The organism is Bdellovibrio sp. ZFWA1, assembly GCF_056175665.1.
The window spans coordinates 262594-284829 of record NZ_JBJKJH010000002.1; the positions used below are offsets into that span (position 1 = coordinate 262594).

The 22236-nt window shown below is 44.5% G+C and carries 24 protein-coding genes; 17 read left to right on the plus strand and 7 right to left on the minus strand.

The window, feature by feature from the left end:
- Positions 1–63: 63 nt before the first annotated feature.
- Positions 64–1782 carry a hypothetical protein gene (locus AC04MN_RS10760; protein ID WP_475383212.1) on the plus strand — a complete coding sequence of 573 codons (1719 nt, stop codon included), beginning with the start codon at positions 64–66 and terminating at the stop codon, positions 1780–1782.
- Here AC04MN_RS10760 and AC04MN_RS10765 read toward each other — a convergent pair.
- Both AC04MN_RS10765 and AC04MN_RS10770 read right to left on the minus strand, forming a co-directional pair.
- Positions 1773–2381 (minus strand): Crp/Fnr family transcriptional regulator, encoded by a 609-nt coding sequence (locus AC04MN_RS10765; protein ID WP_475383213.1) that lies wholly within the window; start codon positions 2379–2381, stop codon positions 1773–1775. The two genes, AC04MN_RS10760 and AC04MN_RS10765, sit on opposite strands and share 10 nt — an antisense overlap.
- Before the next feature lie 83 nt (positions 2382–2464).
- Positions 2465–3322, minus strand: coding sequence for an MBL fold metallo-hydrolase (locus AC04MN_RS10770; protein WP_475383214.1), 858 nt, complete (start codon positions 3320–3322; stop codon positions 2465–2467).
- Positions 3323–3465: 143 nt separating this feature from the next.
- Here AC04MN_RS10770 and AC04MN_RS10775 point away from each other — a divergent pair, with 143 nt between their 5' ends.
- The 9 genes from AC04MN_RS10775 (at position 3466) to AC04MN_RS10815 (ending at position 11214) form a co-directional block, all read left to right on the plus strand.
- Positions 3466–4866, plus strand: coding sequence for a rhodanese-like domain-containing protein (locus AC04MN_RS10775; RefSeq protein ID WP_475383215.1), 1401 nt, complete (start codon positions 3466–3468; stop codon positions 4864–4866).
- Positions 4867–4895: 29 nt separating this feature from the next.
- A complete protein-coding gene (locus tag AC04MN_RS10780; RefSeq protein WP_475383216.1) occupies positions 4896–5318 on the plus strand; it encodes a YeeE/YedE family protein in 423 nt (140 codons plus the stop codon).
- A 25-nt stretch (positions 5319–5343) separates the two neighbouring features.
- On the plus strand, positions 5344–5784 hold the full coding sequence (locus tag AC04MN_RS10785) for a DUF6691 family protein (RefSeq protein WP_475383217.1): 441 nt from the start codon (positions 5344–5346) through the stop codon (positions 5782–5784).
- A gap of 6 nt (positions 5785–5790) precedes the next feature.
- Entirely contained in the window at positions 5791–6585 is a 795-nt protein-coding gene (locus AC04MN_RS10790; RefSeq protein WP_475383218.1) for a sulfite exporter TauE/SafE family protein, read from the plus strand.
- Positions 6586–6638: 53 nt separating this feature from the next.
- A complete protein-coding gene (gene acs / locus AC04MN_RS10795; RefSeq protein WP_475383219.1) occupies positions 6639–8585 on the plus strand; it encodes an acetate--CoA ligase in 1947 nt (648 codons plus the stop codon).
- 55 nt (positions 8586–8640) lie between these two features.
- Positions 8641–9147, plus strand: coding sequence for a DUF6580 family putative transport protein (locus tag AC04MN_RS10800; protein ID WP_475383220.1), 507 nt, complete (start codon positions 8641–8643; stop codon positions 9145–9147).
- A complete protein-coding gene (locus AC04MN_RS10805) occupies positions 9144–10217 on the plus strand; it encodes a tRNA-dihydrouridine synthase family protein (protein WP_475383221.1) in 1074 nt (357 codons plus the stop codon). The genes AC04MN_RS10800 and AC04MN_RS10805 overlap by 4 nt, the downstream gene beginning before the upstream one ends.
- Before the next feature lie 117 nt (positions 10218–10334).
- A complete protein-coding gene (locus tag AC04MN_RS10810; RefSeq protein WP_475383222.1) occupies positions 10335–10580 on the plus strand; it encodes a DUF3820 family protein in 246 nt (81 codons plus the stop codon).
- A gap of 112 nt (positions 10581–10692) precedes the next feature.
- Positions 10693–11214, plus strand: coding sequence for a hypothetical protein (locus AC04MN_RS10815; protein ID WP_475383223.1), 522 nt, complete (start codon positions 10693–10695; stop codon positions 11212–11214).
- On the opposite strand, the gene AC04MN_RS10820 is transcribed toward AC04MN_RS10815, so the two are convergent.
- Complete coding sequence (locus AC04MN_RS10820) at positions 11211–11468, minus strand: glutaredoxin domain-containing protein (RefSeq protein ID WP_475383224.1); 258 nt, start codon at positions 11466–11468, stop codon at positions 11211–11213. The genes AC04MN_RS10815 and AC04MN_RS10820 overlap by 4 nt on opposite strands.
- Before the next feature lie 118 nt (positions 11469–11586).
- Here AC04MN_RS10820 and AC04MN_RS10825 point away from each other — a divergent pair, with 118 nt between their 5' ends.
- Positions 11587–12300, plus strand: a complete 714-nt coding sequence (locus AC04MN_RS10825) for a class I SAM-dependent methyltransferase (RefSeq protein ID WP_475383225.1) — start codon at positions 11587–11589, stop codon at positions 12298–12300.
- Positions 12301–12336: 36 nt separating this feature from the next.
- On the opposite strand, the gene mscL is transcribed toward AC04MN_RS10825, so the two are convergent.
- From mscL to AC04MN_RS10840, 3 genes are read right to left on the minus strand one after another with little or no spacing between them, the layout of a single operon-like run.
- On the minus strand, positions 12337–12702 hold the full coding sequence (gene mscL, locus AC04MN_RS10830) for a large-conductance mechanosensitive channel protein MscL (protein WP_475383226.1): 366 nt from the start codon (positions 12700–12702) through the stop codon (positions 12337–12339).
- Positions 12703–12714: 12 nt separating this feature from the next.
- Positions 12715–13674: a tRNA dihydrouridine synthase gene (locus tag AC04MN_RS10835; RefSeq protein WP_475383227.1), complete on the minus strand. Its 960-nt coding sequence runs from the start codon at positions 13672–13674 to the stop codon at positions 12715–12717.
- Between the two features lie 5 nt (positions 13675–13679).
- A complete protein-coding gene (locus AC04MN_RS10840) occupies positions 13680–14132 on the minus strand; it encodes an EVE domain-containing protein (RefSeq protein WP_475383228.1) in 453 nt (150 codons plus the stop codon).
- Between the two features lie 128 nt (positions 14133–14260).
- Here AC04MN_RS10840 and AC04MN_RS10845 point away from each other — a divergent pair, with 128 nt between their 5' ends.
- The 6 genes from AC04MN_RS10845 to AC04MN_RS10870 all read left to right on the plus strand — a co-directional run bounded on the left by AC04MN_RS10845 (position 14261) and on the right by AC04MN_RS10870 (position 21411).
- A complete protein-coding gene (locus tag AC04MN_RS10845; RefSeq protein WP_475383229.1) occupies positions 14261–15022 on the plus strand; it encodes an SDR family NAD(P)-dependent oxidoreductase in 762 nt (253 codons plus the stop codon).
- A 90-nt stretch (positions 15023–15112) separates the two neighbouring features.
- Positions 15113–16042: a hypothetical protein gene (locus AC04MN_RS10850; RefSeq protein WP_475383230.1), complete on the plus strand. Its 930-nt coding sequence runs from the start codon at positions 15113–15115 to the stop codon at positions 16040–16042.
- Positions 16043–16051: 9 nt separating this feature from the next.
- Entirely contained in the window at positions 16052–16498 is a 447-nt protein-coding gene (locus AC04MN_RS10855; protein WP_475383231.1) for a hypothetical protein, read from the plus strand.
- A gap of 21 nt (positions 16499–16519) precedes the next feature.
- Positions 16520–18550 (plus strand): ATP-dependent helicase, encoded by a 2031-nt coding sequence (locus AC04MN_RS10860; RefSeq protein WP_475383232.1) that lies wholly within the window; start codon positions 16520–16522, stop codon positions 18548–18550.
- A 6-nt stretch (positions 18551–18556) separates the two neighbouring features.
- Positions 18557–20812: a penicillin acylase family protein gene (locus AC04MN_RS10865; protein WP_475383233.1), complete on the plus strand. Its 2256-nt coding sequence runs from the start codon at positions 18557–18559 to the stop codon at positions 20810–20812.
- 47 nt (positions 20813–20859) lie between these two features.
- A complete protein-coding gene (locus AC04MN_RS10870) occupies positions 20860–21411 on the plus strand; it encodes a hypothetical protein (protein WP_475383234.1) in 552 nt (183 codons plus the stop codon).
- Positions 21412–21448: 37 nt separating this feature from the next.
- Here the strand turns inward: AC04MN_RS10870 and AC04MN_RS10875 are convergent, their stop codons facing one another.
- The gene (locus AC04MN_RS10875) at positions 21449–22213 is read right to left on the minus strand and encodes a hypothetical protein (protein ID WP_475383235.1); all 765 of its coding nucleotides are present in this window, start codon (positions 22211–22213) and stop codon (positions 21449–21451) included.
- Between the last annotated feature and the right edge of the window lie 23 nt (positions 22214–22236).

Genomic DNA, 22236 nt, shown 5'->3' on the forward strand with positions numbered 1-22236 from the left:
TCAAGCATAGGATGTGCTTGGGGGCTTTTTATTTGGGACTGAGGATTGCATAGTTTGTCTGTTATGAAAAACAACAAACGCCTTTGTCCCAATATGAGAAATAACTTATGGCTTTTTAGTTTCTTGGTCGTGCTATTGGTAGCCCGTTGGGGACAGGCGGCCACAGTCTGTACGATGACGTTTAGTTCGCCGGATGAAAAAGAGGTCCTTAGAAAGATCTACGAACCCCAAGGTGTTCAGTTTGTAGAATTGGTTCCGTCGTCCCGCCAGGATCAATGGTTGGAAAATGCCTGCAAAAGCCAAGTTCAGTGTGATGTACTTTTGATTTCAGGACATTTTGGAGGGCTCTTTTTTGGGGAAACCTCGGGATTAAGCGTATCCTTACCACAGTTAGAAAGTGCCTCTTGTCGTCAAGACTGTCAGGGGATCTTTGAGCGGCCTAAAGATGTCTTTTTATTGGGTTGTAATACTTTGGCTGGTAAAAAACGGGACCATCGCACTTTTGAGCAGTACGTTCAAGTCTTGGTTCAAGACGGATTCGATCGCGAGCTGGCAGAGTCCGTTGCGATCACGCGGTATCAACAATTGGGTCTTTCGATGTATGAAAGATTTCAAAGTATTTTTCCTAAAACTTCTCGAATTCACGGCTACAGCAGTACGGGGCCTTTAGGACCGCAGATTGCGCCAGCTCTAAAAAGAAGTTTTGTGGGAACCTCTGCTCAGAAATTTATTTCTGAGGGAGCGCCAGTTCAAAAACTGAAAAAGGAATTGTCGGCCTACTCGTATGTCATTGCAAATGGTCTGGAAGCCTCTTCAGATGTTAAAGATCATCGCCGATTAAGTTGCCAGGCCGAGCAATGGCCAAGTTCGGGCTATGCTCAGTTGGTTGACGAGGTCTTCTTTCGTAAACACTACGAGACAATTATAAATTCATTGAATGAAAAATTAAGTTTTAGGGTTAACTTTCGAAATTGGTTAGCACAGGATTTTAATAATAAAGCCATTTTTGAAAATCAGTTAAATCAAATTTACAAAGAGTCGCCCTCTCGGTTGGGACTTCGGTTATCGATTATCGACGTAAAAAGAAACTTGGTGCTTTATGATTTTACTCAGACTCTTGAGGCCAAACGTTCTGCGCTATCGCTGCAGCTTGAGCGCTCTTTAAAGGGAGGCCTGGATTATCAGGAGGCAGAGCAGATTTGCAGCCAAAGCGGTAAACTGCAGGGAGTGCCTGTTCGTGATCTTTTTGCAAATACAGGTGATAACCAAAGGGTCGTTACTCAGAACTATCTTTATCGTATTCAGCAATGTTTGGGAATCGTGAATTCATTGCCGACGCGGACCCGGGATGATGTTATCAAGCTTCAGTCCTTTGAATTAAAGGCATGCTTAATTCAGGCCCAAGGGCGTCGTGATGTGGGATCGGGAGATCGAGACGGAATGCGCTGGGGGTGTATTAATAACTACGAAGCGCAAATGAAAAATTTAAATGAATGTTTGATTGTTTATGATCAGTTTGAAAATAAAGGTGATAGTGGATTTGGTTGGACATGTTTAAAGTCGTTTACGCGGGAATTAAATGCAGAAGCGTGTCGCGAGATCGCCGCTGGGAACTCGGATGTTTCAAATGCAGATGACATGATTTGGAATTGTTGGTCTAAGATTCAATACAATTCGAACTTTAAGCGTAGCGATTGCTTGGGGCTTTCAGTCGGGATGCAAATTTATGGGAATCGCTTGAAAATGAACTGGAATTGTCAGAACCGAGTTCATCAAGAGTAAAGATTTAAAAGTCCGTCACGCTTTAAGATCGCGAACTCTCGGCCGTTTTGGGTGATCAGGCCATCTTCTTCGAATTTTGCTAAAGTTCGAATGACTGTAGCGGCGGTGCTACCGCAGAAGTCGGCAATTTCTTGGCGCGTCCACGAGTGATTAGGGTGAAGTTCTTTCAGATAGATAATAGATTCAGCAATTCTAGAGGTGACGTCTTTTTCAGTCATTGAAATCAGCTTTTGTTCGGCTTGCCGTAATTCAATCGCCATCAGCTCTAAAAGTTTTTCGGCGTATTCGCAGTTGGCTTTAATCACATCTTTAATATCTGTTTTGTGAACGAACAAAACAGAGGTGCTTTCTAGGGCCGTTGCAGCTGCATGATAGGGCTCGTTGGCAAATAAAGACCGATGGCCAAATATTTGTTGGGGTTTGAACAATCTGACCAAGTGATCATGTCCTGACTCCCCTGGAACAACAAGACCCACTAGTCCTTTTTCGACAAGATAAAGACCGGATGGCTTTTCTGATGCACGATAGATTTTATCGCCGCGCTTAAATTCTCGTCTTTGCTTTGTAAGGTCTTTTTGAAAGAGGTCTTTAAGTTCCATTTTTTAAAGTTATCTTTAAATTGGATAAAACAGAAGAAAAAAAGACCTTGGTTTGTGGCCAAGGTCTTTGCATTTAATAACTCCTAACGAACGGGGATTTTTAAGTAGGGCATCCCATTTTCTTCGGCTTTCGGTAGGTGACCTGCCTGAATATTTATTTGCACACTTGGAAGTAAAAGCTTTGGTGCCGCCAATGTTTTGTCGCGGCGATTTCTGAAGTCGACAAAATCTTGGCGAGCCGTGTCGGATTTGAGTTGGATATTGTTGCGCTTTTCTTCACCGATGCTGCTTTCGAACTCAACTCCACGGCCGTTTGGTTGGTAGTCATGGCCTACAAAGACACGTGTGCTATCGGGTAATTCATAAAGTTTTTTTACCGAATCATATAAAGCATCCGAACTTCCTGCTGGAAAATCACAGCGACCGGTTCCGTAGTCAGGCATAAAAAGCGCATCGCCGGTGAAGACGGCATCGTCAATTAAGTAAGACGCGCAAGCGGGAGTATGTCCAGGAGTGAAGATTGTCTTAATCTTCAGGCTTCCTGCATATAGGATACTTTCGTCTTTCAATAACACATCAAATTCATTTCCATCAGCGCGGAAATCGTCTTTTAAATTAAAGAGCTTTTTAAATACCTTTTGGACTTCGATAATTTTTTCTCCGATCGCTACCTTAAGGTTGGGAAAGTGTTGTTTAAATAGCTGCGAGCTTGAAAGGTGATCCGCATGAGCATGAGTTTCTAAAACATAATGTGGATTTAGATTGTTTTCTGCGATGTACTTTAATACCGCGTCAAGGGATGTCGTCGAAAGCTTGGAAGCTGCAGGATCGTAATCCCAAACGGGGTCAATAATGACAGCATCTTTAGTCTGAGAGTCCCATACTACATAGGTAAGTGTGTAAGTCGCGGGGTCGAAAAAGGCCTTAATTTGATTTTTCATAGTGTTCTCCAAAAATTTGTTTAACTTCTTGATTAGAATAACAAGTTTAAAAAGATAGGCTTATGTTCTAGCGCATAAAATAAAAGACATTGTTTATGTTCGTGGGCATAATCAAAATGTTAGAAAGCGGGTAAATTTGTCTCATGAAGACGATATTGCCGTTAACATTAACTACAAAACAGGTATTTGATCTTTGGTCGACGGAATCTGAAAGCTTGCAGTTGGTTGATTTAAGGCCCGCATCTCAGTTTGAGACCGAGCATATCCCGGGGGCATTAAATCTAAAAGCTGAACAGATCGCAGAAATTTTACGCGACTCCGCAGGCGAGAAGCTGTGGGTGCTTATCTGCGATCATGAAGAGGCTTCGCGGCGGATGATCGAAGACTTGAAGATCAAAGATCTGGTAGTGATGAGGGGCGGTCTTTCCGAGTGGAAGCAAAAGTATCCAACAACCAAAAATAGAAGTGAATTAAAAGGAGCCACTGTGAACCCAAATCTTAGAGTTCATCAATTGTTCGAACACGAATCTTCAACTTTTACTTATCTTGTTTGGGATGCGAAAACTCGCGAGGCAATTTTGATAGACCCGGTGCTTGAAACTGTCGAGCGGGATATCAAATTGATCACCGAGTTAGGTGTTGAGTTGAAATATGTTCTTGATACTCACATCCATGCAGATCATATCACGGGGGCCGGGGAAATTCGCCGTCGTACTGGAGCGAAGACGGCTGTTTCAAAAGACGCTAAAGTAGATTGCGTTGATATATCCCTTAGCGAAGGGCAGGAACTTCAATTTGGGGCTAACACTTTAAAGGTCTATGCCACTCCAGGGCATACAGACTCATGTCTTAGTTTTTATGTAGATGGAATGATTTTTACTGGTGACGCGCTCCTAGTGCGCGGGACCGGCCGAACAGACTTTCAGCAGGGTTCGTCCGAAAAGCTCTATGACAGCATCGTGATGAAACTTTTTAATCTGCCCGAAGATACAATTATTTATCCCGCTCATGATTATAAAGGGCATACACGTTCGAGCATATGGGAAGAGAAGCGGCACAACCCAAGAATAGGCGCGGGAAAAAGTAAAGAGCAGTTTGTGGCCATCATGAGCGAACTGATACTGGCGAACCCTAAAAAAATTCACGAAGCTTTGCCGGCAAATATGGCTTGCGGGTCAAAGTTGGCAGATAAAATTTTAAATCCGGCTCAAGGTAATGGCATTCCGGAAGTGACTTGCGAGGAAGTGCGAGCTGTACAACGTCGGGTTAAATTGATCGATGTACGTCGTCCAGAGGAGTACAATAATGAATATGGTCACATTGAGGGCTCTGAGTTAAAAACGCTGGGCCCAGAGCTTGAGGCGTATTTAAACTCACTTTCTAATAAAGACGAGCAGATTGTCTTTGTTTGTCGGAGTGGGGCGCGCTCGGGGCAGGCTACGGCGACAGCTCAGCAGCTTGGATTTACAAATGTAATTAACATGGTGGGTGGAATGATTCGTTGGAATGAGGTTCATTTACCCGTAGTTCGTAATGAAATATAGTTTGAATAAATCACAGAAGGAAATTGAATATGTTGGAAAATATTATTTATGCACTCATAGGTGGCGCAGTTATCGGAATCGCAGCATCGATCATGTTGGTATTCAATGGGCGAGTCACCGGTATTAGTGGAATTTACAACGGCATTTTAAATCGTACCAAAGGCGATATGGCATGGAGAGTTGCCTTTGTCGGCGGGCTGTTTTTAGGTGGCAGTGTGCTGTACTCATTAAGACCAGATTTTTTTGTAAATGAATCGGGTCGTCCTTTATGGTTGGTTGCTTTAGCTGGTTTGATTGTGGGATTTGGAACGATTATGGGATCGGGCTGCACGAGTGGTCACGGTGTCTGCGGAATCAGCCGCCTTTCACCAAGATCGTTAGTTGCAACGGCCGCTTTTATGGGGGCCGGATTTGTGACCGCAACATTATTGCGTCAGCTCTTTGGTCTTTAATAGATATATTTATTCGGAGTAAATTATGAGTGAAAAACAACTAAAACAAAAACAAACCGCAGCTGCTTTTATCGTTGGTTTTATATTCGCGCTGGGACTTGGAATATCGGGCATGACTCGGCCTGAAAAAGTGATTTCGTTTTTAAGAATTGGCGAGGGTTGGGATCCGTCATTGATGTTTGTGATGTTAGGGGCAATTCCAGTTCACTTTATTGTGTATCGGTTCATTAAGGGGAAGAGTTCTCCTTTGTTCGATACCAAATGGCATGTACCTACTAGTCGCGAAATAAACAAGCCATTAGTGATGGGATCCTTATTATTTGGCTTGGGGTGGGGGCTTGGCGGATTTTGTCCAGGGCCTGCCATAGCCAGCGGTGGTGCACTTCAGAAAGAGGCCTTGGTGTTTTTAGTAACAATGACTTTAGGAATGGTTCTTTACCGTAAATACAGTCAGAAGAAAGCGTAGGGTTTTATGGAAGTCTTAGGTTATATTGGTGCTTTAATCATGGGATTATCCCTGGGATTGATTGGTGGCGGCGGGTCGATTTTATCTGTGCCTATTTTTGTTTATCTTTTCGGGATCGCTCCGACCTTGGCTTCTGGATATTCGCTGTTTGTGGTTGGCTTGACGGCATTGATTGGATTTTTTGGCTACATTAAAAAGCAGCTTGTGAATTTTAAAGTGGGAATCGCTTTTGCAATTCCAAGTTTTGTAGGCGTCTTTTTGGTGCGCCGTTTTGTGATGCCAAGTATTCCCAAAGACGTTTTTATGATTGGTGATTTTTTGGTCACTAAAGATATTTTAGTGATGGCTGTTTTTGCTGTCATCATGGTTTTGGCCTCGATCTCGATGATTCGACAAAGTAAACCAAGTCAGAAAAAAGAAATGTCAGCGGCTGCGCGCACAGCCTTGATTGCAGCCGAGGGTTTGATCGTCGGTGGTGTTACGGGTTTCGTAGGCGCTGGTGGTGGCTTCTTAATTATTCCAGCATTAGTTGTATTAGCAGGCCTTCCAATGAAGGAGGCTGTCGGGACATCGTTAGGAATTATAGCCGTGAAGTCACTTTTTGGATTTCTTGGTGACCTTGGTGCGGGGCAATTGATCGATTGGACTTTTTTGATTCAATTCAGTGCGATTGCCGCCGTGGGTATTTTGTTGGGGAATAGACTAAATGCAAAGGTCAGCGAACAAAAATTAAAACCTGCCTTTGGCTATTTTGTTCTCGTAATGGGAATCTTCATTATGTGGCAGCAAGTTAATAAATAGCTATAGACATCCCTCGAGCAAAAACTCCATAATTAGAATATAAGGTGGTGTTTATGCACGAGGGATTTGAGCATGATAAATTGATCGCAGTGAAGCCTGAGTTTTCTAAAAATGCGCTTCTCAATATGGATCAATATAAAAAACTTTATAATGAGTCGATTCAGAATCCAGAAAAATTTTGGGGCGAGCAGGCCGAACGTCTTTACTGGTTTAAAAAGTGGGACCGAGTCAAGAATACACAATACACAAAGCCTGTATCGGTTCGTTGGTTTGAGGGTGGCGAGTTAAACGTAAGTTACAACTGCGTAGACCGCCACGCCCAAATTCGGGGAGATAAAATTGCAATTATTTGGGAGCCCGACAACCCGGCAACTGCTGCTCGAAAAATTACCTATAAGCAACTTCTTTCGGAAGTCGGTCGCTTTGCAAACGTCTTAAAGAAAATGGGAGTAAAAAAAGGGGATCGTGTTTCGATTTATATGCCGATGATCCCCGAGACAGCTTTTGCGATGTTAGCCTGCACGCGAATTGGTGCAATTCACTCGGTGATTTTTGGAGGGTTTTCTCCGGATTCGATTGCAGATCGAGTGAATGATTCGGCCTGTGAGTGGATTATCACTGCGGACGAAGGCTATCGAGGTGGAAAAACTATTGCCTTGAAAACGAACGTCGATGCGGCGTTGCCAAAAACGAAGACCGTTAAAAATGTCTTAGTCGTTAAGCACACCGGAAATGCTATTGCAATGCAAGCGGGACGTGATCTTTGGTATCATGAGCAAGCGGCTCAGGTGACGGATCAATGCGAGGCCCTAGCGATGAAGTCCGAAGATCCGATGTTTATTCTTTACACTTCGGGCTCTACAGGAAAGCCAAAAGGTGTTTTGCATTCAACAGGTGGATACTTGCTTTATGCAAGCATCACTCATCAATATGTTTTTGATTATCAAGATAAAGATGTCTATTGGTGCTCGGCCGACGTAGGGTGGGTGACTGGGCATAGCTACATTGTATATGGACCTTTAGCAAATGGTGCGACCACAGTGATGTTTGAAGGAGTGCCAAACTTTCCAACGCCAGCGCGCTTTTGGGAGGTCGTTGATAAACATCAGGTCAGTATTTTCTATACGGCGCCCACGGCGATTCGTTCGTTGATGCGTGAAGGGGATGAGTACTTAAAAACGACTCAAAGATCTTCCCTGCGTTTGCTTGGCAGCGTTGGCGAGCCGATCAATCCCGAAGCGTGGTTATGGTACTACCATCAAGTGGGTAAGGGGCATTCTCCAGTGGTAGATACTTGGTGGCAGACCGAGACCGGTGGAATTTTGATTGCGCCGATTCCTGGGGCTTTTGCGCTGAAGCCGGGTTCTGCAACATTGCCATTTTTCGGCGTGAAGCCCAAAGTATTAACTCCAGAAGGACAAGAACTTCACGGAGCTTGCGAAGGTATTTTGGTGATCGATGATTCTTGGCCGGGCCAGATGACGACGGTGTATGGAGACCATCAACGCTTTGAAGAGACCTATTTTTCAACTTATAAAGGTCAGTACTTCACGGGGGATGGCTGCCGCCGTGACGAAGATGGTTATTATTGGATCACGGGTCGGGTTGACGATGTCATCAACGTGAGCGGGCATCGCATGGGCACAGCCGAGATCGAAAGCGCCTTGGTGTCTCATCAGAAGGTGGCGGAGGCCGCCGTGGTGGGCTTCCCTCACGATATCAAAGGTCAGGGGATCTATGCCTATGTGACTTTGAAGGCCGGTGAAGCCTATTCGGATGAGCTGCGAGCCGAGCTCGTTCAGTGGGTGCGTAAAGAGATCGGTCCGATCGCGACTCCGGATAAGATCCAGTGGGCGCCACGTCTGCCCAAAACCCGCTCCGGTAAGATTATGAGAAGGATTCTTCGTAAGATCGCTGAAGGGGTGACGGACAACTTGGGGGATACAACGACTCTGAGTGAGCCGGCCTGCGTAGAAGAGCTGATCAAGAACCGCTTATAGCGGTTTTCAGCTTTTTTTGATGACCAAAAAGCCTTAATTCAGTAGGATGAGCGTCATGAATACACGTAACATAACGCTTTTTATCTTGGTTTTAGCTGCGGCCATGAGTCGCGTGATCCCTCACCCGTGGAATTTTACGGCATTGGGGGCCTTGTCATTAATGAGTGCTGCTTATTTCGGAGACCGTAGAGTCGGTGTGTTGGCCCCTTTAGCAGCGATGTTAATCAGCGATTTGGCTTTGGGCTACTCTCCTGCGTTGTTGTCAGTTTACGCTCCGATGTTTTTGATTTCCTTGTTAGGACTTCAGCTTCAGGGAAAAGTTTCTGTGGCACGAGTTGCAGGGGCGGCGTTTGGATCTAGTTTGTTATTCTTTGCCATTTCAAATTTTGGCGTTTGGGCAGAGGGCTCGATGTACCCAATGACTTTAGAAGGTCTTGGAAGTTGTTATGTGTTGGCTCTACCATTTTTGAAAAACCAAGTTATGGGTGATTTGTTTTTTTCGGCAGTTTTGTTTGGGGCCTTTGAGACTTTGCGTAAACAAGTCCCTGCGATGAATTCATGATCGTCAAAGATTCAGTTGAAAATTCTAATTTAATTCTTGGGGGGAAGGTGAACTTCCCCCTCTGTTTAGCGCCGATGGTGGGTTTAACCCATGTGGCTTTACGCCAGGTATTGCGTGATTATTTGCCAGCCAACGCGAAGACAATTTGGCCGACCGAGATGTTAAACTCGCGTCGACTTCCGATTGAGGACGTGGGTAATACGGCCGAGACCTACAAGGGTCTTAATGAAGAGGGTTTAGTTCCACAAATTCTTGGCAATGAAGAAAAGCCGATCGCTGAAAGCGTAAAGCTTTTAACCGAATGGGGCGCCGAGGCCATTGATATTAATATGGGTTGTCCTGTTCAAAAGGCTTTGAAACACAATTACGGTGTGGCGTTGATGGGTGATCCTGAATATGCTGCCAACGTCGTTGCTATGGCGACAAAGAATTCGACAATACCGGTATCGGTTAAACTGCGTGCAGTGGGAAGCTCGAAAGAGTTTGAAGAGCTTTATCGTTTTGTGAAAGGGCTGCGTGATTCTGGTGCCAGTTGGATTTGTTTACATCCGCGCACGGCAGAGCAAAAACGCCGAGGATCTGCAGACTGGGATCAAATTCGTCAATTGAAGGCAGCAGTGGATTATCCAATCATTGGCAATGGCGATGTGCAAACGGTGGAAGATGCTGTGGCTATGTTGAATGAAACGGGTTGTGATATGGCGATGTCGGGACGAGGACTTGCCGCACGCCCTTGGATGTTGTGGCAATTGGGTGAAGAGTTAGGTTTTGCTCCGCCTCCGGGCAAGGAAGGCTTGCGGGCTCCGCGGACTCAAGAAGAAGAGGGGCGTGAGTACGGCGTTATGTTTATGCGCCTCATAGACGAGTGTGAGAAGTGGTTTGCTAACGAAGATCTAGCGATGCGTAAGATTCGATTTTATGTTCGCACAACCTCAGTGTGGCTGCATTTCGGTCACACCTTGGTTAGTATTTCAACGAAAGCAAAAAATTTAGCAGAGCTTCGTACAATGAGCCAAAATTTTTTCGAAATGCCCCAAACCATGACCCCAAGAACCGAACTCCGGCAGTAGCCGCCAGGCGAAAAGCGCGTCGCTCGCGACCGCTAGACAGTAGCCGCCAGGCGAAAAGGCCGCCAGGCGAAAAGCACTTCGTGCTAGACAGTAGCCGCCAGTTTTTTTGGAGAAGTAATGGAAGATATTTTTTCGAACACAGATGATCTTTTGAAGTTAGTAAAGACGCGAATGCCTTTTGGTAAGTTTCAAGGGGTCCGCTTGATCGACCTTCCCGAGCCCTATGTGGTGTGGTTTTTTGCCGAGGGGTTGCCGAGTGGGGAGTTGGGACGGTTGTTAGGTTTGCTTTACGAAGTCAAAGTGAATGGGTTGGAATATCTCTTCGACCCGATCAAAGAGTTGGTGGAAAAAGAGGGCCTTTAGGTGACCTTTCGGGGCTTCTGTCAACGGGGCAGGCAGTGAGTAGTCCTTGTTAACGGATTAAAAGCAATAGGCACTGGCATAAAAATGGCTTTGTTACGGGCCCGAGGTGTCTATGTTTAATTTCAGAACTTTTTTGGTTGTTGGTGCTCTGTGGTCGTCGGCCGCCTTGGGAGCGGTCGGTGCTCGTTGCGAGTCTTTGTTTGGTCCCTTGGCAGACCTTAAAAAATCTCAATTTTTAGCCATGGATAATTCCGGAAAAACAGATTTTTTAAATCGTCAGTTTGGCTTCCACGAGCGCCTAGGCCCTGAAGTCTATCAGGCCCTAGAGTTGACCGAGGCATTTTCTCCGTTAAGTACAAAAGTGGTTGTCTCGGACAAGGTTCAGCTTGCGGCCAGAAAGGTCATTCGGAAATTTGAAGATGATACCCGAGAAAACGGTGCCCAGTTTTTAACTCAGGCGCTTGTAGAGCGCAAAGACGGTGAAGAAAACGTTTGGGCGGTGATGGTGGCTAAAAAGACCTATACTCACCGAGGCATCCAAATCGATCCTGTCAAATATTACTATTTTGATTGGGGATCGACTGGACAGCTTATTAAAGAGGTTTCAGCAGGCTCGGGTTCAGCCTTGCTTTAGTTGCCAGTGATCAGGGGCATAAGTTTGCCCTCTTCATCAAGAGCCTTCATGTCGGTGTATCCGCCGATCAGTTGGTCGCCGACAATAATAATCGGAACAGTTCTCCAGCCGGTTTCATTTTTTATGCGGTCGATTTCTTCGGGTTTATCCGTTAAATCGACTTCTTGAAATTGAATCCCTTTTTCATTCATAAAATTGATAGCGCGAACGCAGAATGGACAGGGATCCTTAGTATAAATCGTAACAGTTTTCATTTAATTAATCCTTTTTTAAGCAGCAAAAAATTTACTTTTACGTTAATCAGAGTACCATAGTGATCTGCCCCTAGACTACCAAGAAGCGCAGGGGCTATTATTTGACATGGAACAAGATATGAATTTGAACAATAAGTCATTAGAGTGCCCCCTTTGTTCTGCTCAAGATGTGACTGACCTAGAAGTACATAGCAAACCAATTTATCAGTATGGGCATTGCCAGGTTTGTGATTTGATTTTTATGGATTCAAAAGATCATCCCATGCCGAATCAAGAAAAGGCCCGTTACGAGTTCCATCAAAATCAAGAAACCGATGGTTATCGTCAGTTTTTAAATCCTGTTCGAAAATTTTTAAATTCAGCCTATGCTCCTCAGTTAAGATGTGAACTGACCGGTCTTGATTTTGGTTCTGGTCCTTCGGAAGTTTCGGTGTTGCAAAAAATGCTGAAAGAAGAGGGGTTCTATTTAGAGTCCTATGATCCTTTTTTTAAACCCCAAGAAGAACTCTTGGGCTATCGTTATGATTATATTACTTGTACCGAAGTTGTAGAGCATTTTCATAATCCGGCTCAAGCGTGGGAAAAATTAGTGGAGCTATTGCGGCCGCTGTCGCATTTGGTAATCATGACGGATTTAGCGGCGACTAAAACAGATTTTGATACTTGGTCGTATCGTCGAGACCATACGCATGTGGCATTTTACTCAGAAAAAACGATGAAGTGGATTGCGGCCCGTTGGGGTTTGGATTTGATTTCAATCGAAGGAAATCTGATTGTCTTTAGAAAGTCTGACAAATTTTTAGGGCCCCGCTATATCGGGGACCTGGTTTAAAAATTCAAAGCCCCGCCAGGGGCTTTTGTTTTTTAACTACGAAGCCGGAGTTTGATTGCGTAGTTTGTTAAAGGCTCGAACTATCATAAATACCGCAAAGGCAACAATAGTGAATGAAATCACGGTCGATAAAAAGCTTCCTATATTGATTGTGATTGCTCCAGCTTTTTGAGCATCAGCCAGCGTGGCATAAGGGCTGCCGACAGTGCTTCCTTCTTTTAACGTGATAAATAAATTTTTAAAGTCAACACCACCAATTAATAAGCCGATCGGGGGCATGATCACATCTTGAACTAAGGAGTTTACGATTTTTCCGAACTCCGCACCGATAATCAGGCCCACGGCAAGATCAACGACATTTCCTTTGACCGCAAATTCTTTGAACTCTTTGGCGATACTCATGGTTTCTCCTTATTACTGGCATGTGCGTTCAAGCGCGGCTTGAAAGTCATGGGGTTTAGTTAAAATCTTTAGCTCATCAAAAACGACTTTGGCTTCGGCATCTTTTAGCGAAAGCATTTTAAGCCATTGCTTGGTTCGCGCGACAGCGAAGTATTCGTTTACAAAATCAGTGGACGCTAAGAAAAAGCCGGGAACCAGTTTGCGGTTTTCTCTCCAGGTGGCAGGGATGCTTTGTCCGTGGTCCTGTGTGTGCAGATGAGACTTAATTTGTTTAAACAAATATGGATTCGACATGATTCCTCGGCCCATCATGAACTGGTCGCAGCCCGTGACTTCTTGGCAGCGAACAAAATCTTTCACGCTCCAAATTTCGCCGTTGGCAATCAAGGGCAGTTTTACGACTTCGCGTATTTTAGGCATCCACTCCCAATAAGCCGGAGGCTTGTAACCATCAGTTTTAGTGCGGCAATGAACAGTCAGCCAGGTTGCGCCAGCTTCTTCAATAGCTTTGGCGTTTTCAATGCAAGACTGAGGATTGTCAAAACCCAGACGAATTTTAGCAGTGACGGGAATGTGTGCGGGTACCGCCTGGCGTACTGTTTTTACTATGTCAAAAATGCGATCGCAGTTTTTAAGTAAGACTGCGCCACCTTCGTGACGGTTTACAGTTTTTGCGGGGCAGCCGAAATTTAAGTCGATACCTGCGGCTCCAAGTTTAACTGCGCGTTCCGCATTCAGGGCGAGTGGTTCGGCGTGACCACCAAGAAGCTGAATGAAGACGGGGGTTCCGGCTCGTGTTTTTGAATCTGTACGCAGTTCAGGACAATTGCGAAAAAAAATAATTTCGGGGTGAAGTTTATCAGTGACTCGCAAGAACTCGGTCACGCACTGATCGATACCACCAATTTGAGTGGTAAGATCGCGAAGCACCCAGTCTGTGACTCCCTCCATCGGGGCCAAAAAAAGTTTCATTAGATTTACTTGGCTCCCATTTTTTTAATGATAGCGAAGTGTTTTGGGTCTACGGGCTGAATAGACAGTCTCTGTCCTTTTTTTAAAACTAAAAGATCGGCCAAGGACTCTGTTTCGCGCAGAGTTTGCAGGGGGATATAGGTTTTAAATTTTTCGACATACTCTACTTCGACACAAAACCAGATCGGTTTTTCACGAGTGGCTTTGGGATCGTAGTATTCTGATTTTTTATCAAACTGTAAAGTATCAGGAGCTGCGGGTTTGGAAACACGAGCAATGCCAGCGACTCCGGGTGGTTCGGCATTCGAGTGATAAAACAAAACCAAATCGCCGACCTTCATTTCATTCATCATAAAGTTCCGCGCTTGATAATTTCGAACTCCAGTCCACCAAGTCGTTTTATCAGACTTTAGCTGATCAATCGAAAAGACATCAGGTTCGGACTTCATCAACCACATTGGAGGCTCCCTTAGATTAAGATTGAATTCAATGGAGTGCGTTATACTGAAGGCCTACAAACTTGTCTATTTCGAATTTGCGAGCTTCGAGGACTGGCGTTAGGATGTGTTTTTGCGAAGGAGTCTTTATGAAGCAAAAATGGGCATTAATTACTGGGGCTAGTTCAGGAATTGGAGCCGCGACGGCGACGGTCTTGGCCGAAGCTGGATATTCTTTGCTTCTAACGGCTCGGCGCAAAGAGCGTCTTGAGGCCATGGCTTTAGAGCTCGGTCAAAAATACGCGCCTCAGGAGTTTGTTGCAGTGTCCTTGGATGTGACTAATAAAAACGACGTTGACGAGTTTTTTAAGCGCGAGACCGATCTTTTATCGAAAGTGGAAGTGCTTATTAATAATGCAGGACTGGCTGCTGGCGTCGATAAGGTTCAAGATTCGAAGATCCAGGATTGGGATTTAATGATCGATACGAATATCAAAGGCCTTCTGGCTATGACTCGCGGCGTGTTAAGTCATATGGTCGCTAAAAAAACGGGACACATCGTGAACCTAGGAAGCGTGGCTGGTCGTTGGACTTATCCAGGAGGGGCGGTCTACTGCGCGACGAAGTTCGCTGTTCGTGCTCTGTCGGAGGGGCTTCGAATGGATCTCTTGGGGACGGGGATTCGAGTCACCAATATCGAGCCCGGAATGGTTAACACCGAGTTTTCCTTGGTTCGATTGGGGGATCAGCAAAAGGCTGATCAAGTTTACGCTGGTATGAACCCTCTGACTGCTCAGGATGTTGCTGAAACAATTGCGTGGTGCATCCAAAGGCCGGCGCACGTAAATATTCAAGAGCTGGTGATCTATCCCACCGATCAGGCCCATGTGGGTCAAGTTTTCCGTCGATAAAGCCCCACGAAGAGTGACAAAGCCCTGCAAGTGTGATTATACTGGGGCTCTCGTGTTTTTAGTCCAATTTTCCTAAGCAAGTGGGTGAAGATGAGCATTGTTTTCGACAAGGCCGGATGGCTTCAGAATCCTGATATTCGCCCTTACGTCTTTGTTCGCCCTGAAAACGAAATCTCATTACCCGGAAGCCGTCACCATTGTGATTGGTTTCAACAAGATCCAATTTTTAAAAATCCACTCGATGTTAAAGAACTTGCGTTTGCGGATCGTATTTACTCCATTGAAGAGCGAGCGTTTGGTCCTTCGAATATGGCGATGCCGCGATGGGTTTTTTATGACTGTGCGGTATTGCCTGGATTTGTTGCGGGTTTTGCAGCAAGGCCTCAAAGTCTTCCGCCCGAGGTTCGCGAGGCTCTAGATCCTGCAAAGTTTCCTGCAAGTCTTTCTCCGATTCACAACTCATCAGTTTTAAAACCTGTGAAGTCCATCGATGAACTCGAGTGGGTCCCCTTATCTTTGTTTATTATTATTCCGACAATGCACAAGGGTGAGTGGGTTGCCCATAATTTGTGTTCAGTAAATTCCTTGTTATCAAAAGAAAACCAGTATTACGGGTTGGGCTTTTTATCGAAGGCCTTTGGTCTTTGGTATGCCAATGTGGATCAGTGTACAGGGATGACTCAGTGGGGAGGCGCGGCCTTAAAGCTGCACTCGCACTTTGGACACTTAGAAATAATCGGTGCTTATGCGCCAGTTCACTCTCATGCCAAAACAGTGACTTACCGCTGCGAGGTGAACACTGATGTTTGGGAGAAGTTTTTCTCTCGTGAGCCGGATTTAGCTTTTCTTGAAAAATATGGGCCGGCAGGTTTTCAAATTGATCCTAAAAATGAAAACTCAATGTTCGAGTTTCAAAAGAAGATCGAGTCCGGGGAAGGCCCTTGGTATCTGAGTGCCAGTGAAATCTCGGAAAAAAATTTAGATGAGTCTTTAAACGTGTACCAACAAAAAAGAGCATAAGGAAATTATATGACGATGCATACGCTTCCACCGGTAGCAAAATCAATCTTTACATTCTGCAAAAAGTGCGATGCAGATCGCTACCATGTGGTTCTTGCACACACGACTTCGACTTCGGCGAAGATCGAGTGCGAGATTTGTAAAAGTAAAAAGACTTACTCTTTGCCTAAAGAAGGCTCTGCGAAGTCTGCTTCAGGTAAAGCTTTAACTGGGGCGGCGGCAGCAAAAAGAACGGCTTCAGCAAATGCTCGTCGTTCAAGCCACAACAACGAGTACACGATGTTGATGGAAAATGATTGCGAGACAATTCCTTACACAATGAAAACGAAGATTCCAAAAAGTGTTAAGATCAATCACCCAAAATTTGGTTTGGGCTTTGTTCGTGATGCTGTTGCTGATAAAATCGAAGTTGTGTTTTCGGATGAAGTTCGCACTTTGATTCATAATCGTCCTTAATATTGAACTGAACTTTTTTAAATGTCTCAGTGGCTAAAGGGGCTTAACCCCGAGCAAGCGAAAGCCGTTTTGCATAATTACGGCCCTATGCTAATTTTGGCAGGGGCTGGTAGTGGTAAAACCACTGTGCTAGTAGCACGGACGGGGCGGCTTATTTCCGAAAGGGTCGCAAAAGCTGAGGAAATATGTGTTCTCACGTTTACAAATAAAGCGGCTCGAGAGCTCAAACATCGAGTCGCTGCCAAGCTAGGTGCGCAAGGAAAAGGTCTCTGGGCGGGGACCTTTCACTCTTTTGGGCTGCAAATATTGCGACGGTTTCATCGCCACGTAGGTCTGTCGCCTAATTTCGGAATTGTCGATCAAAGTGATTGCAACGGTATTATCAAGGATCTTTTAAAGGATGTGAGAAACTCCACAAAAGATAAGTTTGATGTCGATAAACTACTTAACATGATAAATGACTTGCGAACCGGAGACGCCTTAAAGCACGAGGCGCAAGATGAATATCATGAGATGGCAGAGTACCTGCTTCCTAAGTTCACCAAGCGCTTAGATGTGCTAGGGGTCGTAGACTTTGAGGGATTGCTGATCAAGCCCATCCAGTTGTTAAAAGAAAACCCTGATATCTTAGAAAAAGTCCAAGGGATGTTTACTCAGGTCATGGTGGATGAGTTTCAAGACACCAACAAAGTTCAGATGGGACTGATTCATCTACTTGTGCGGGGACATTTAAATGTCACCGTGGTCGGTGATGACGACCAGTCGATTTACGGCTGGCGAGGTGCTGAAGTAAAAAATATTTTAAATTTCCCTAAAGACTTTAAAAACTGTGAAGTTATCAAGCTCGAGCGAAATTATCGTTCCAGTAGCGAGATTCTGGCGATTGCAAATGCGGCTATTTCTAAAAATAAAAATCGCCACGGTAAAATTCTGCGGGCAGAAGCGGCACAAACGACGGGCGAAGTGCCCGAGATGTTCGTCTTAGAGCGCGAGGAAGATGAGTGCGACTTTGTTGTTACTGAAGTTAATCATTTCTTAAGACAAGGTTATAAATACAAAGATTTTGCAGTTTTATATCGATCGAACACCCAAGGGGGGTTGATTGAGGGCTCGTTAAGACGCGCTAATATTCCGTACTCGATCACGGGGGGCACTTCGATTTTCGATCGTCGGGAAGTTAAAGATTTGATGGCTTATTTGAAGCAGGCCCTGAATCCGAACGAAGTTTCGATGCGCAGGATTATTAATGTCCCAAATCGTGGTATCGGGGACACCTCTGTCGAAAAGCTATCGGATTTTGCTAAAGAAAAACGTTATTCTTTTTTAGATGCCTGCCGTATTTGGAGAGAAGCTGGTTTGCATGATGCCGCCGGCGAAGCTCTGGATAATTTAAATAAGTTTTTAGAGCAGCTTCCGGATTTGATTTTGGATTTTAGAGTTGGTTCCGGGCCCGGTCAGAAGATGGTCGAAGTCTTTGAAGGCCTAGGTTATAAGGACTATGTCTATTCGACGGCAGCCGATGGCGCAAGTGCTGAAAAGAAGTGGATGGTTGTCGAGATCATGGGAAGAATTCTGGACACCTATATGGGTAAAAGAGCTTACAGCCGAGAAGTTCTTAAATCCTTCGTGGATGCCATGATGCTTCGAGATGATTTGAACGATGAAGAGGAAGATCAAAATCGTATTCAGTTAATGACTCTGCATGCTTCGAAAGGTCTCGAGTTTCCGGTGGTCATTTTGGCGGGACTTGAAGAGGACCTGTTGCCTCATAAAAACCTGGGATCGGATATCGATGAAGAGCGGCGCTTGTTTTATGTTGGCGTGACTCGGGCCAAACAAAAGCTTGTAATGTCTCGATGTCAGTATCGTAAAAAAAATGGTGTCGTGCGACCAGTCGTTCCAAGTCGTTTTCTGCTTGAGATACCGAAAGAATTGTATAAGGAATATCCCCTCGGATCTCGTCCCGTTGTGGGCGAAGATCGGGATAACTTAGTCGCCAGCTTTTTAGCTGGATTGGACTCGAAACTCCCCCCTGCAAAGGGGCCTAGGTAATGGTTCATGAAAAAACTTTCGGTCTTTTTAGTTTCTGCTTTAATGTTAGCGATTTCTGCAATTGCTTATATTTATTTTCACTTTAAACCCCAGTATTCGGGTGAATTTCAAATAGGTGGACTAACAGCGCCTGTCACCGTGGATTTTGATACCTACGGAGTTCCTCATATCGAGGCACAAAATCGCAAAGATCTTTATCGCGCGTATGGTTATGTGGTTGCGCAAGATCGCTTTTTTCAAATGCAGCTGCAAAAGCGTGTGGCCTCTGGCCGGCTGTCTGAATGGTTTGGGACGGCAACGATCGAGACTGACAAAACTTTAAGAAATATTGGTTTTCGCCGTTGGGCCGATGCTTGGCTGGCAAAGAACCGGACGCTTTTAAATCCAGATTTGCTTTCAGATGCGGAAGCCTGGTTGTCGGGTGTAAACGAGTGTTTTGCAAAATGCCCTCGTCCTATCGAAATGGTTTTATTAAAAGCCCAACCTGAACAAATGGAACTGGCCGATATTTTTGCATTTAGCGGAGCTATGGCCTTTTCCTTTACCAAAGCTTTTTACATAGATGCTATTGCTTCCGATATTTCGGGAAAGTTGTCCCCGGCGATGATCAGTCAGCTGGTCGATGATCGTCCCTTGATTGCGCCAGCGATGCAGGCGCAGCTTCGTTTGCCGCTATTAAAGGACATCGATCCTTTGGGGTTATTGCCAAATATGGAAGGAAGCCAAAGCTGGGTGATTGCCCCTGAAAAATCGGCTTCGGGAAAAGCAATGCTGGCAAATGATCCTCATATTGGTTTTTCTCATCCGGGGGTTTGGTATGAAGCGCATTTGAAGTCACCGGGCTTCGAGTTGTATGGGCATTTCGTGCCGGTGATTCCTTTTGCATTGATTGGGCACAATCAAGAAAAGGCTTGGGCTTTGACGATGTCAAATGCCGACGATTTGGATCTTGTTTTACAAAAAGATATTGAGTCCTTCACAACAATTAACGAAGAGATCAAAGTAAAAGGCTCCAGTACTGTAGCTTTCCCGGTGCATGTGACCGAATGGGGGCCAGTTTTGAATCAGGTGTTGAAGGCGGATCGTAATTTTATTCTGCATTGGGCTTTTTTCTCGGATGATAATTTTGTCGTTGAAAGTTTTTATGATCTGAACCATGTCTCGAAGTTGGAAGATTTTCATAAAGCTTTGGCAAAGGGCAATGCACCAGGTTTGAATATTTCATGGGCTGACAAAGAGGGGAATATTGCTTGGAAGATTTTTGGACGCTTCCCGCTTCATAGCGGTAATCATTGGCAAGCAATAGAGTTAAGTGCAGGACAGTCTCCTTATACGGGCTATCTTCCTAAAGATCAGAACCCAGGGATTGTGAACCCTAAAAACGGATTTATCCTTAGTGCGAATCAACGACCACCGGTGGCTTTTGATGACAAAAAAGTGAAGGGGTATTGGGATTCAAGCGAGCGTTACGAAACTCTATTCAAAAGGTTGTCCGTGATTTCTAAGATGAACCTTGAAGAACATAAAAAACTATTTATGACCGAAGAGTTAGAAGGCGCTCGGCAAAAAATGCAAAACCTACTTCAGGAAGTCGAAGTGAATGATCCGGAGGTCTTAAAGACTCTTTCGGCATGGAATGGTGATGCCAGTGCACAAAACAACGGACTTGGTTTTTATTTTGAATGGTTAGATGCCATCGCTCGGGAAGTATTGCTTCAAAAGATGTCTGAAAAACAGTTAGAGCAGTTTTGTGATACCAATTCTTACTGGATTTTTGTGAACAAGATTTTGGATGATGAGAAGTCAGAATGGTGGGCTGGTCGTCGTGGAGAGATTTTGCAGAATGCGTTTGAATATACTCTTCGTTTTATGCGAAACACCTATGGCGGTCCTAGTAAATGGCAGTGGGGAAATCTGCATCAATGGACTCTGGAAAACCCCTTAGGTAAGGTTAAGCCTTTGGATAAACTATTTAATTTGGGGCCCTATAAAGTTGGGGGCTCTTTTATGGTGCCTAATGCTTTACGCCATAAGTTCTGTAAGGGGCGCTTTGATGTTGTCGCTGGCCCCTCTACCCGTAGAGTGGTGGATTTTGGGAACCCATTGGAATCATGGGGAGTTTTGCCGGCAGGGAATTCGGGTGTGATATTCAGCCCTTATTATAGCAATCAAACCGACTTGTATTTGCAAGGGCAGCTGCGTGTCCAAATGATGGACTGGTCTATAATTCGTACCCGGTCGCAGAGACTGAACTTGCGATAAACAATAAATTAGCATACAAAAGGCCATCTTTTTAAGTGAGGGATAGTATGAAATTAGCTTTAGGTTCATTGGTTTTAGGTTTGGCTTTGACTGCGACGGCTCAGGCTGATGTGCAAATATTTAAAATTTTAGATGGGTCAGTGGCAACATGTTCGGCAACCAAAGAGACGACATCTCAACGTATTGCTGGTTCGAAGATCCTTAGTATCTCTTTAGAGCAGGATCTTTCCTCTGCTGATCAAGCAGAACCAGTATTAAAGCTTGCTTTGGTTCGTTGTGGTGATAACGGTGCTTGGGAGTTGGATACAAATCCTTCTTCAGAGAAGTACTCGTTGAATGGTATCGATGTTGAGGTAAGTTACTCAAACTTTGAAATGCTTCTTCTTGATGATGCTTACAATGTTGTACTTCAGACGAAATTAGACTACCTAGGTCAGGCAAATTCAGAAGTTCAATCACTTAAGATCGTGAAGAGTAAACAAAAGACTCAAGACCTACAATTGATCATCAGAACTAAAAAGACTGTAAAAGCTTCTAATGGCTATCAGTTCTCTGACACGGTGACTTTTGGTGGTTTCCGCGTTCGTCTTAATAACTAGTTTGAGCGAAAAATTTAAAATCAAAAAGGCCATCAGATTACTGATGGCCTTTTTTTATGATGTTAAGACTTTCTAAAGTTTTGCTGAATTGAGGATCTTCAATAAGCATCCTTGCCAGGCGCTGCATTTCCCCGAGGGGGATGGGAGCTTTTTTGTTTACGATAATTCCCATATCGTATTCGGTATCAAGTTTATCTTGAACGTATATTTTTTCGATTGAAATATCTGACCTTTGTTTTTGCATAAAAAAGTACGATTTAGGAATTAACCCCATGCTGACTCTGGAGCTTGCAACCATGCGTAAAACGGATTCGGGTCCATACACTGCAACGTGATTTTTCTCGAAAGGAAAGCTGCTTTTCTTGTTGGTTCCTAACTGGTAATGGAAGCCTTGCACTCCAGCGATTAAAAGCTTTTTTTGCTCTATTGCTTTGAGTGATTGTTCATTTTTATTTTTTGGAAAAACGATGAGTTCTCCATCTTGTATCGGAAGCGCAATAAAATGAAAATCGGTTCTTTGCCAGCCCCAATTTGGATCTTCGAACAGCATCATATCAAATTTGGAATCATTAAACATCGTAACCCGCCGAGGTGCCGTGGTGGGGACGATGGTAAAAAGATAACGGTCTTGAAGCCTATTTAGCCTGTACATAGAAAGGGTCAGCAGACTTGCATCCTGAATATTGCGGGCTTCCGAATTATAATAGGGGGGAAAGTCATAGGCGCCAACTCGGACCAAAACTCTTGCTTCGGTTGCATTGGTAATTAAAAATGCAGCAGCTAAAAGTAGAAATTTAAGCATGCCCCTATAAAACATATTTTAAT